We start from the raw sequence: 11,021 nt of genomic DNA on the forward strand, positions 1-11,021 counted from the left end.
ATGCCGTTCGCGATCACGCAGAACTGTTGTAACGACGCATCCTGCCTGTCGGTGTGCCCGGTCAACTGCATTCATCCGACACCCGACGAGCCGGACTTCGGTAAGACGGAACTGCTCTACATCGATCCGCGCTCGTGCATCGACTGTGGGGCATGCGCCGACGCGTGCCCGGTGGACGCGATCACTCGCGTCTCACGATTGACGCCGGATCAGCAGATCTACGCCGACATCAACGCCGACTACTACAAGGACAAGCCCGCCGTGGCGCAGTGGGGCGCGCCTCGGTTCCCGGTGGCGACGGTCAACGGCCTGCCGCCGATCGACATCGCCATCGTCGGGACCGGACCGGCCGCCTGCTACACCGCCCAGGCGCTGCTGCGCGTGCCCGGCACCAATGTCACGTTCTACGATCGTCTGCCCACCGCTGGCGGTCTCGCCCGCTACGGCGTCGCTCCCGATCATCTCGGTACCCGACGCATCAGCGAGCACTTCCGTGGGATCTTCGTGCATCCACGGGTGACGATGAAGCTCGGTGTCGAGGTCGGCAAGGATGTGGACCACGTGGAACTGGCCCGAAAGTTCGATTCGGTCGTCTACGCCGTCGGTGCCGACAAGGACCGAGCCCTCGAGATTCCCGGTATCGACCTCGACGGATCCGTCAGCGCGCGCACCCTGGTGGGCTGGTACACCGGCCACCCGGACGTTCCCGCCGACGCGATCGATCTCACCGGCGTCGACCGCGTCACCATCATCGGAAACGGCAACGTCGCACTCGACGCGGCTCGCATTCTCACGGCCGATCCGGACCTGTTGGACGGAACCGAGATAGCCCCTCACGCGCTGGCCGAGTTGCGCCGCAATCGAGTGAACGAGGTTGTCGTCCTCGCCCGTCGTGGCCCGGAGTTCGCGGCGTTCACCAGGTCCGAATGCAAGGCGTTGGTCGATCGCGCAGGCGTCGACGTCGTCGTGGCCGGGCCGGACGGAATCGTCGACGCGATCGATCGACTGCCGCTGTCCGCTCCTGCATCCGCGTTGGCCGGTGCGCCGCGCGTCGAACTGGGTTCCGGTGCAGAAGGCCGCCGTATCGTTTTCGCGTTCGGGCGGGCACCGTCCGCCCTCCACGGCAGCGGCTCGGTGGAGTCCATCGAGGTGGGGGTGGGCGAACATGCGTTCACACTGCCGACCGAACTGGTGCTGCTCGCGATCGGATATCGCGGAACTCCGTCGCCGGGCATCCCGTTCGACGACATCACCGGCACCATCCGCAACGACGGTGGGCGCATCACCTCCGCCGACGGCACTCCGGTTCCGGGCTGCTACGTCGTCGGATGGGCCAAGCGTGGTGCCACAGGCGGCATCGGCGACAACAAGATCGACGCCGAGGAAACGGCGGAGGCTTTGCTCGCGGACGTCCCCACTCGAGGCTCGGCGCGTCCACTCGGATGGTACGGAAAAGTGAGCGCGGCGTTGGGTGACAGAGTTTCGCGAGCACGGTGACCGGTCGGTATTTTCCGGTTCTGTTCACCTTGTGTAGCAGTCTTATTCGAGTCTGAGCAATTCCGACGCGCAGCACGCCGGACGGGGTTACCGTTGAGTATGGCTGAACGGGGGGCCAAGCCCCAGGTTTCTTTTGTAAGACGGACGATGCTGCGCGCAGTCCGATCATTGTTCAATCCGCTCCGGCCAGACGACTACTTGTCGATGATCAATCCGCTGTGGACCACCCAGGAACTTCGGGGCAAGGTCGAGCGGGTGACTCCGGAGGGATCGGAGGCCGTCTCGGTCTACATTAGGCCCGGGTTCGAGTGGGCCGGTCATACACCCGGGCAATATGTGCGACTCGGTGTGCTGATCGACGGCCGCTACCACTGGCGGGCGTATTCACTCACCTCCGATCCGGATCCGGTGGACGGGTTGGTCAGTGTCAGTCCCAAGCTGGTGCCCTCGGGAACGGTCTCGCCCTATCTGGTGGGGTCCATCCGGACGGGTGACATCGTCCGGCTCAGCGAGGTGGAGGGCGAGTTCACAATTCCCAGCCCGATTCCGGACAAAATGGTCTTCATCAGCGCCGGCAGTGGCATCACACCCATCATCAGCATGTTGCGCGCGCTCGACCATCACGATCAGGTGCGCGACGTCGTCGTGGTGCACTCGGTGCACAACCGCGAGCAACTGATGTTCGCCAGCACGCTCGACGAGCTCGACGCCAAGCATGCCGGGTTGACGGTGAAATTGCGGATCACCAGCGACGAAGGCCGGATGAAGGCATCCGAATTGGACGAGTTGGTCCCTGATTGGCGTGATCGCGAAGCGTTCTGCTCCGGCCCGGGCGAACATCTGGACGATCTGCGTTCGTACTGGAAAGACCAGGGCGACTACGGCAAGTTTCATCACGAGAGTTTTCAGCCCGTCATCGGCGGCGGAGACGATACAGGTGAAGGCGGCGTCGTCAAGTTCCTGAACAGCAAGAAGGACGTCGAATGCGACGGTGGCACAACGATTCTCGCAGCAGGTGAGGATGCCGGACTGGACCTGACGTTCGGTTGTCGCATCGGCATCTGTCATACCTGTGTCGGTACCCTGAAGAAGGGGCGTTTACGTGACCTACGTAACGGGGATATCTCCGAACCTACGGGGCAAGCAGTGAGAATCTGTGTCAACACCGCTGAGGGCGACATCGAAATCGAACTCTGATCAACAGGATCGAACAGGGGAATTCTATGACGATCGACGAAACGACCAGGCACGCGACCGACACTGGGGAGCCGGTGAATCCACTGGCACACCTCAGCGACGAGACCATCGCCGAACTCGCGAAGGAGTTCGACGCCATTCACGACGAGGTTTACGCCAGCCTCGGTGACAAGGACCGCAAGTACATCACTTCGGTGATCGCCGCTCAGCGCCAACTGCTGGTCGCGGGACGAGTGCTGTTGCTCGGATCCACCAGTAAGCCCGCCTGGCTGGCCGGCACCGCCTGCCTCGGAATCGCAAAGATTCTCGAGAACATGGAGATCGGCCACAACGTCATGCACGGGCAGTGGGACTGGATGAACGATCCGGAGATCCACTCGTCGGTGTGGGATTGGGATACGGCCTCCACCGCGCAATCGTGGAAGCACTCGCACAATTACGTGCACCACACGTACACCAATATTCGCGGTGTCGACAAGGATCTCGGCTACGAGATCATGCGCATCGACCCACGTCAGAAGTGGAGCCCCGTCTACCTGGCCCAGCCGGTGTACAACCTGCTGCTGATGGCCTTCTTCGAGTGGGGCGTGGCCCTGCACGATCTCGACATCGAGGCTATCCGTCGCGGCGAGAAGCCAATCAAGGATCTCGTCGAGGATCTCAAGGGCATCGGCGTCAAAGCACGTAAGCAGTTCGTCAAGGACTACGTCGGATGGCCCCTGATCAGTGCGGGTGCGTTCGCGTTGGCACAGCTGGCGTCGGGCGGTCGTTTGCCGGAGAGCAAGAGGTCTCGTCTGGCGTCCAAGCTGCGTGGGTCGGCTCGGTTCGGCAAGAACCGTAAGACCGCAGCGTTGATGGACTCACGCCTCAGTGGTGTCGAGAGCACGTTCCTCTCGACGGTGGCCGCCAACTTCACCGCCAACATCATTCGCAACGTCTGGTCGAACGCAATCATCTTCTGCGGTCACTTCCCGGATCAGGCATACACGTTCAGCCAGAAAGAGGTGGAGAACGAGACCCGTGGCGGTTGGTACGTGCGTCAGCTGGTCGGTGCCGCCAACATCGACGGCGGACCGTTGTTCCACCTGATGAGCGGCAACCTGAGCTACCAGGTGGAACACCACCTGTACCCGGATATGCCCAGCACTCGGTACTCGGACGTCGCGCCGAAGATCAAGGACATCTGCGAGCGTTACGAATTGCCTTACAACACCGGACCGTTCTTTCAGCAGTGGGGCATGGTCCAGCGGACCATCGCACGGCTGGCGTTCCCGGGCGGCAAGATTCGGCCGAAGCCGGGCCCCTACCGTCCCGAGGAGAGCTGGCGTCGCAAGTTCGCCGAGGGTGCCACCAAGGACAGCGAGGCCGCGAAGACGCGTGGTCGCGTGCCTGCGGGTCATCCCTCGGCCGGTCCGGAGCACAACTCCGGTGGCGTCGACGTCGAGCCGCCGCCCCGCGGCAACGACTGAAGTCGCGCCGTCTCTGAACCGCCGATGAACCGCGGCCACCCGAGCAATGGGTGGCCGCGGTTTTTCGTTGTCACGGTTCTGTCGTTGCGGTGGATCAGGTCATATCGACGTCCTTGGTCTCGATCAGTCGCTTGGTGCAGACCAGACTGAGTACCGACAGCAGGGCCAGCATGACGCCTATGGAGATGCTGCCGAACGCAGCCGTGAGCGGTGCGGCGAGCATCGGCGGAATCGCTCCACCGAGAACTCCGGCGAGGTTGTAGCCCAAACCTGCTCCGGTATAACGGAACCGAGTCTGGAAGAGCTCGGGGAGTAGAGCGCCGGTAGGACCGTACGCAACGCCGAAGATCGCGAGCGTCACGCACATACCGACGACGAATGCCACGGGTGAGCCGGTGTCGAGCACAGGGAACAAGGCGATCGACCACGGCACCGCAACCATGCACGCTCCCATGATCACTCGCCGTCGGCCGACGCGATCGGAGTACGTCGCCGAGAGTGCGATCGCGACTCCGAAGATCACTGCAGCACCTATCCCGGTGACCAACACGAACGGGCGGTCGAACCCGAGGGTCTTGGTGCCGTAGCTCGTCAGGTACGCGGTCCCCATGTAGAAGAAGGCGAACAGCGACGCCAATGCGCCTGCAGCGGTGATGATTTCGCGCTTCTGGATGCGCCACGCGTCGAAGATCGGCAGCTTGGTCGGTGCCGAGTTCGCCGGAGCTTGCTCCTCGGCGAGCTTGTTGGCACGAAAGACCGGGGTCTCCTCGATGGCCAACCGCATGTAGAGGCCGATGAGTACCAGGACGGCGCTGAGCAGGAACGGGATTCGCCAACCGTAATTGAGGAACGTCTCGTTGGTGTCGCCGAGCAGCAGCCCGGTCGCGAGGAATGTCGCACTGGAGAAGATGAAGGCGGCCGACGGTCCCAGCTGGGGGAACATCGCGTAGAACCCGCGTTTGCCGGGCGGTGCGTACTCGGCCGTGAGCAGTGTCGCGCCGGCCCATTCACCGCCGACCGCGAACCCTTGCCCGAACCTGAGCAGCACCAGGATGATCGGAGCGGCCACACCGATCGTCTCGGCACCGGGCAGCAGACCGATGGCGAACGTGGACACCCCCATCAGCAGCAGCGTCGAGATCAGGGTTTTCTTCCGACCGATGCGGTCACCGAAGTGTCCGAACAGCACTGCGCCGACGGGCCTGGCGATGAACGCGACCGCGAACGTCGCGAACGAGGCCACGGTGCCTGCGGTGGAGCCGAGGGCAGGGAAGAAGATCGTCGGGAAGACCAGCGCGGCTGCGGTGCCGTAGATGAAGAAGTCGTAGAACTCGATCGTCGTGCCGATGCCGCTGGCGACAGCGACCCGGCGGACACTGGTCTTGGTCTGCACCGCAGGTGGCGTCGATGCGGACACACCCGGGTCGTCGGGTGAGACAGTGGTCATGGTTCCTCCGTTTTGTCGGGTATCGGGTAAATGCGCGATACCGAGTGCGACGAACGGTAGTGATCCGGATCACGCAACGAATACCCCCGAATGGGGGGACCGGTCGAGGGCTACTCCCAATGGGCGGTCTCGACGGCCGCTCGGTGGGTTTGTTCGAGAAAGGCCCGAAGCACGGCGTCGGGATCTTCGGCGGTGCGCACCGACCGATAGGGCAGGACGTATTCGCCGAGATCGCGATCGAAGTACGCCGGGGCAGTGACGGCCGGATGGCTGTCGTACCCCTCCGGATCGGGATACGCGTAGGCGTAGAACACGCCCTCCGCGGCACCGCCCGGCCAGAAGCCCGCGCTGGAGACCTCGTCGCTGTAGGCCTCGTGCATCACCCAGTCCGGACAGTTCGGAATTCCGCCGGGGTGCTGTGGTGCGGGGCGACCCGAGAATCGAGTGACCGCGAGATCGAAAGCGCCCCAGAAGAAGTGCACCGGACTCGACTTTCCTCGGAAGTCGGCTCGGAAGGCCGAGAACACCCGATGTGCGCTGACGAGCGATCGCCAGAACTTCTCGATCGCCGCCGCGTCGTAGGAGGCATGCGAGACGTCCTCCGCGAACGGCGTCGCGTGCGTCAACTCGACGGGCACGCCCACGATCGGAGCGTCCACGCCCAGTTGCGACAGCAGGTCGACGTACTCGGCGTAGAAGTCGGCCACGGTACGCGGTTCGAGATTCATGCTCCGTCGCTCACCGTCGGTGGTGGCGAGGATCAGCCGGTGCGAAAGGAAATCGAAGCGAATCTCGAGCCCCCGATCGCCGATCGGCATCAGCGACGTCGTCAGGCCCGACGCATCGACGTACAGCGAGACGCCCCACCAGTGATTGATCGAGGGCGACAACGCCATTCGCGTCTTTCCGACGATCTGCGTCCATAGGTGCACGGTGTCGCGAGTGTCCACCCAGCCGTCCACCTCGAGCTGAGGCCATGCGTCGTACGTAGTTGTCATGTGTCGATGATGCACGTTCGGCGGTGGTGGCGGCCATATTCGGTGGGTGCTCGGCCTCAGGCGCACCTCAGGGTTCGCCGGTACCGTCTGCGCCAGGGGCGGGGCGCCTGTGTCTGCGGTCGGTGAAGCGGAGGTGATCGTATGTCCATAGACCACAATCGAGACGTGTTCGACAGCGCGCGAGTAGCCGCTGCATACGTGGAGTACGCGGGTCCCACCGATGGGTTTCTCGACCGTGGGGAGGCAGCGGCGCTGGTCGCGGCTGCCGGGGTTGCTCGCGGGACGCCGGTACTGGATGTGGGCGTCGGCAGTGGCCGAACCACGGCGCTGCTGCGGCTGCTCAGCGACCGCTACGTCGCCATCGATTACGCACCGAACATGATCGAGGGCTTTCGGCGGAATTTCCCCGACCTGCCGGCGCATGTCGCCGATGCGCGCGATCTCGCGAACTTCACCGACGGTGAGTTCGGCTTGGTGGTGTTCAGCAACAACGGAATCGACACCGTGACACACGACGAGCGGGTTCGGGTACTCGCAGAATTTCACCGAGTTCTCGGCGAGTCCGGAGTTCTGGTCTTCTCCACTCTCAACCGCAACGGACCGTCGTTCGGGGAGACGCCGTTTCAGTTGAGCCGACCGACCCAACGGTTCACGTTCTCACCCGAGCGTGCCGTGACGGCCGTCGGCAGGAGACTGCTCGATCCCGCCGGAGTCGTTCGTAGCGTTGCCAATTGGTGGTCTGCGCGCACTCGAGTCATCGATCGCGGAACGTGGGCGGTCGCTCCGCTCGCTGCGCACGATTTCGCTCCGTTCATGCACTTCACCACTGTGGTGGACGTGCGACGTCTGGTGACCGATGCCGGGTTCACCATCTCCGAGATCTTTGCCGACGACGGTTCGATCGTGGCACCCGACGCCCTGGCGAGCTCGGCGGACAACTTCACCGTCGTCGCGCGTAAGTAGGGCGTCAGCTCAGTCGCTCGAGCGCCTCGGTCATCTTCTCCACTGTCTCCGGTGCGACTTTCGCCTCGAATCCCGCTTTCAGAAACGGGCCGGCTACCTTGGCGGCACCGTTGAATTCGACTTTCGCGTGGTAGTCGATTCGGGTCGAGCGCGGGCCTTCGGCGGTCAACGTGATGTCGTCGACGCTGGTGGCCGTCTTGTTCTCTCCTTCGAGCACGATGTGATTCGGCTCGTCGGTGACCAATGTGTAGGTCAGTTCGGTCGTGATTCCGAACAACTTCGAAATATTGTGCCACTGCGAGCCGACGGCAACCGGACCGTCGGAAATCTGTGTGCAACTCTGCGTCCCGGGATCCCACGCTGTCGCGTTGGTGAAGTCTCGGAGAAAGGCCGCGGCCTTCTCGATCTCGACTGCGGCGGTGAATGTTCTGGTGACGTCGACCATGAATCTCTCTCTTTCTGTGCGGATCAGTCTTCGAGGCGGACGCCGAGATGCTCGGCGAGGCGGCGCATGGTGTCGACTATCTGGTCCTCGGTCACCCGAGGAAAGCCTGCCATCTTCCGAAACTCCGGGTCCGTGACGCGAGACCAGTCGTAGACCTGAGTCAGCGCGGTGCGATCCTCCGAGACCGCGTCGAGCTCCCAGGACCACCGCGTACCGCGAGGCTCCATGCCCTGACGACGGGGAATCCAACCGATACGCCGGTCCTGATCGAACACGAAGACCGTGTTCTCCATGACGTACTCGCCGAGCTCCGGCTGGTACATGTCCATCGCGAAGGTGTCGCCCACCGCGCGCAGCGGCGTCGGGTCGATCGCGCCGCGCAGCATCTCGGAGCCGTCGACCGCGGCCTGAACCTCGGGATTCGTCAGGGCGGTGAACACCGAGGCCGGGGGTGCGTCGATCACGCGCCGGACGGTCAACTCGTCGGTCATGGAACACGCCTTTCAGATATTCATGCTGGCTACGGAGTTACCCCCGTCTGCGTGGAAAGAAACTCCGATCGCCGTTTTTGCCTCGCAGTGGACACAACGACGAAACACGACCGCCACGTCGCATTCGTACAGTCGCCGGGTCGGACTCCGCAAAATCCAGCTGTGGAGCAGCACCTTGTCAAGGGGTAGCCATGAGTGGAAATACCGTACGCCTGCAGGCGATCAAAGACGTCGAGGCGTATGTGCCGCCTGCGGTCAGCTTCGTCGGAGACGAGAAGCCGGGCGAAATCTTCGGTGAGAACGTCTTCAGCAAGGTCGTGATGCAGAAGCGTCTGCCCAAATCGGTCTTCAAGTCGGTGATGGCGACGATCGACAAGGGTAAGAAGCTCGACCCCATGGTCGCCGACGCTGTCGCGTCGGCGATGAAGGACTGGGCTCTCGAGAAAGGCGCTACGCACTACGCACACGTCTTCTACCCCCTCACCGGATTGACGGCGGAGAAGCACGACAGCTTCTTCGACCCGGTCGGTGACGGCAGCGCACTCGCAGAATTCGCAGGCAAGACGTTGATCCAGGGCGAGCCCGACGCCTCGAGCTTCCCCAACGGCGGCCTGCGCAACACCTTCGAGGCGCGCGGATACACCGGCTGGGACGTCACCAGCCCGGCGTACGTGCTCGAGAACCCGAACGGAAACACCCTGTGCATCCCGACGGTGTTCGTCTCGATGACCGGTGAAGCCCTCGACCACAAAACGCCGTTGCTGCGCTCGCAGCAGGCGATGGGTGTGCACGCCGAGCGCATCCTGACGCTGTTCGGCCACGAGAACATCGAGAACATCGTTTCGTTCTGCGGCCCCGAGCAGGAGTACTTCCTGGTCGACCGGCACTTCTTCCTCGCCCGACCGGATCTGCTCAATTCCGGTCGCACCCTGTTCGGCTCGAAGCCGCCCAAGGGGCAGGAATTCGACGACCACTACTTCGGTGCCATCCCCGAGCGTGTGCTCGGCTTCATGATGGACACCGAACGCGAGCTGTTCAAGCTCGGTATCCCGGCCAAGACCAGGCACAACGAGGTTGCACCCGGACAGTTCGAGATCGCCCCGATGTTCGAGCGCGGAAACATCGCGGCCGATCACCAGCAACTGCTGATGACGACGTTCAAGACCATCGCCAAGAAGCACGGCATGGAGTGCCTGTTCCATGAGAAGCCCTTCGAGGGCGTCAACGGCTCCGGCAAGCACGTCAACTTCTCGCTCGGAAACTCCGACCTGGGATCGCTGCTGGTTCCCGGCGACAACCCACACGACAATGCGCAGTTCCTCGTCTTCTGTGCCGCCGTCATCCGCGCGGTGCACAAGTACGGCGGTCTGCTGCGCGCCTCGGTGGCGTCGGCGACCAACGATCACCGCCTCGGCGCGAACGAGGCTCCGCCCGCGATCATCTCGATCTTCCTCGGCGATCAGCTCGCCGACGTGTTCGATCAGATCGCCAAGGGCGCGGCCACCTCGTCGAAGGGCAAGGGCACCATGATGATCGGTGCCGACACTCTGCCCGTGCTGCCGACCGATCCCGGCGACCGCAACCGAACCAGCCCGTTCGCCTTCACCGGCAACAGGTTCGAGTTCCGCGCCCCCGGTTCGATGCAGACCGTCAACGGCCCGATGGTCACGATCAACACGATCATGGCCGAGGCCCTCGACTACATGGCGACCAACCTCGAAGTGGCCGTCGCCGACGGCACCGATTTCGACACGGCCGTGCAGAACCTGTTGACGGAGATCATCACCGAACACGGCGCGGTGGTGTTCAACGGCGACGGCTACTCCGACAACTGGCAGGTCGAGGCCGAGTCACGCGGCCTACCGAACCTGCGTACGACGCTCGACGCGTTGCCGGAGCTGATCTCGGACTCGGCTATGGAGCTGTTCGAGAAGTACAAGGTCTTCAACCACCGAGAGATGCACTCGCGCTACGAGATCGGGCTCGAGCAGTACGCGCTGACCGTGTTCGTCGAAGCGCGTCTGACGCTCGAGATGGGGCAGACCTCCATCCTGCCCGCTGCGGTGCGCTACCAGACCGAGTTGGCGCAGAACGTCAGCGCACTCAAGGCTGCGGGCGTGGACGCGGACATGACGGCACTGCAGGCGGTGTCGGAGCCGCTCGCAGATCTGCGAGCAGCGTTGGCGACGTTGAAGGCCGCTCTCGAAGCCGACCCCGGCGGCGAGGCCCTCGCCGAGGCGACACACGCCAAGGACGAACTGCTGCCTGCGATGGCCGCCGTTCGATCTGCAGCCGACACCCTGGAAGCGATGGTGGCCGACGATCTCTGGCCGCTGCCGACGTACCAGGAGATGCTCTACATCCTCTGAGTGCGCTCCGCGCAGGAGTGAAGCCTGCGGAATGACCAGATAAGCAGTGGTGGGGGGGGGGGGGGGCGGGGGCGGCGGGCGCGGCCCCTCCGAGGGGGGGGGGGTGGGTTGGGTGGGGGGCGGGGGGATGAGGGGGTGTGGGAGG

General features: G+C 63.7%; 9 protein-coding genes. 5 read left to right on the forward strand and 4 right to left on the reverse strand.

What is annotated here, in order from left to right; all coding sequences use genetic code 11:
* The 3 genes from R4P57_RS14010 (at position 1) to R4P57_RS14020 (ending at position 4,163) form a co-directional block, all read left to right on the forward strand.
* Positions 1-1,497, forward strand: a complete 1,497-nt coding sequence (locus R4P57_RS14010; protein WP_317803431.1) for an FAD-dependent oxidoreductase — start codon at positions 1-3, stop codon at positions 1,495-1,497.
* A gap of 99 nt (positions 1,498-1,596) precedes the next feature.
* The gene (locus R4P57_RS14015; RefSeq protein ID WP_317803432.1) at positions 1,597-2,694 is read left to right on the forward strand and encodes a ferredoxin reductase; all 1,098 of its coding nucleotides are present in this window, start codon (positions 1,597-1,599) and stop codon (positions 2,692-2,694) included.
* A gap of 26 nt (positions 2,695-2,720) precedes the next feature.
* Positions 2,721-4,163 carry a fatty acid desaturase family protein gene (locus R4P57_RS14020; RefSeq protein WP_317803433.1) on the forward strand — a complete coding sequence of 481 codons (1,443 nt, stop codon included), beginning with the start codon at positions 2,721-2,723 and terminating at the stop codon, positions 4,161-4,163.
* Between the two features lie 94 nt (positions 4,164-4,257).
* Here the strand turns inward: R4P57_RS14020 and R4P57_RS14025 are convergent, their stop codons facing one another.
* Together R4P57_RS14025 and R4P57_RS14030 are read right to left on the reverse strand one after the other, a co-directional pair.
* Positions 4,258-5,610, reverse strand: coding sequence for an MFS transporter (locus R4P57_RS14025; protein ID WP_317803434.1), 1,353 nt, complete (start codon positions 5,608-5,610; stop codon positions 4,258-4,260).
* 110 nt (positions 5,611-5,720) lie between these two features.
* Positions 5,721-6,608 carry a DUF5996 family protein gene (locus tag R4P57_RS14030; RefSeq protein ID WP_317803435.1) on the reverse strand — a complete coding sequence of 296 codons (888 nt, stop codon included), beginning with the start codon at positions 6,606-6,608 and terminating at the stop codon, positions 5,721-5,723.
* Between the two features lie 141 nt (positions 6,609-6,749).
* On the opposite strand from R4P57_RS14030, the gene R4P57_RS14035 reads away from it, so the two are divergent.
* A complete protein-coding gene (locus R4P57_RS14035; protein WP_317803436.1) occupies positions 6,750-7,571 on the forward strand; it encodes a class I SAM-dependent methyltransferase in 822 nt (273 codons plus the stop codon).
* 4 nt (positions 7,572-7,575) lie between these two features.
* Here R4P57_RS14035 and R4P57_RS14040 read toward each other — a convergent pair whose 3' ends face one another.
* Entirely contained in the window at positions 7,576-8,016 is a 441-nt protein-coding gene (locus R4P57_RS14040; protein WP_317803437.1) for an SRPBCC family protein, read from the reverse strand.
* Between the two features lie 23 nt (positions 8,017-8,039).
* Positions 8,040-8,507, reverse strand: a complete 468-nt coding sequence (locus R4P57_RS14045) for an SRPBCC domain-containing protein (RefSeq protein WP_317803438.1) — start codon at positions 8,505-8,507, stop codon at positions 8,040-8,042.
* 191 nt (positions 8,508-8,698) lie between these two features.
* On the opposite strand from R4P57_RS14045, the gene R4P57_RS14050 reads away from it, so the two are divergent.
* On the forward strand, positions 8,699-10,876 hold the full coding sequence (locus tag R4P57_RS14050) for a glutamine synthetase III (protein WP_317803439.1): 2,178 nt from the start codon (positions 8,699-8,701) through the stop codon (positions 10,874-10,876).
* The last annotated feature ends 145 nt before the right edge of the window (positions 10,877-11,021 follow it).

The organism is Rhodococcus sp. IEGM 1330, from assembly GCF_033142445.1.
Taxonomy (GTDB): domain Bacteria; phylum Actinomycetota; class Actinomycetes; order Mycobacteriales; family Mycobacteriaceae; genus Rhodococcoides.

Excerpts from the sequence above, each read along its gene's own strand:
- R4P57_RS14010 (WP_317803431.1), top strand. The coding sequence starts at position 1 with ATGCCGTTCGCGATCACGCAGAACTGTTGTAACGACGCATCCTGCCTG.
- R4P57_RS14015 (WP_317803432.1), top strand. The coding sequence starts at position 1,597 with ATGGCTGAACGGGGGGCCAAGCCCCAGGTTTCTTTTGTAAGACGGACG.
- R4P57_RS14020 (WP_317803433.1), top strand. The coding sequence starts at position 2,721 with ATGACGATCGACGAAACGACCAGGCACGCGACCGACACTGGGGAGCCG.
- R4P57_RS14025 (WP_317803434.1), bottom strand. The coding sequence starts at position 5,610 with ATGACCACTGTCTCACCCGACGACCCGGGTGTGTCCGCATCGACGCCA.
- R4P57_RS14030 (WP_317803435.1), bottom strand. The coding sequence starts at position 6,608 with ATGACAACTACGTACGACGCATGGCCTCAGCTCGAGGTGGACGGCTGG.
- R4P57_RS14035 (WP_317803436.1), top strand. The coding sequence starts at position 6,750 with ATGTCCATAGACCACAATCGAGACGTGTTCGACAGCGCGCGAGTAGCC.
- R4P57_RS14040 (WP_317803437.1), bottom strand. The coding sequence starts at position 8,016 with ATGGTCGACGTCACCAGAACATTCACCGCCGCAGTCGAGATCGAGAAG.
- R4P57_RS14045 (WP_317803438.1), bottom strand. The coding sequence starts at position 8,507 with ATGACCGACGAGTTGACCGTCCGGCGCGTGATCGACGCACCCCCGGCC.
- R4P57_RS14050 (WP_317803439.1), top strand. The coding sequence starts at position 8,699 with ATGAGTGGAAATACCGTACGCCTGCAGGCGATCAAAGACGTCGAGGCG.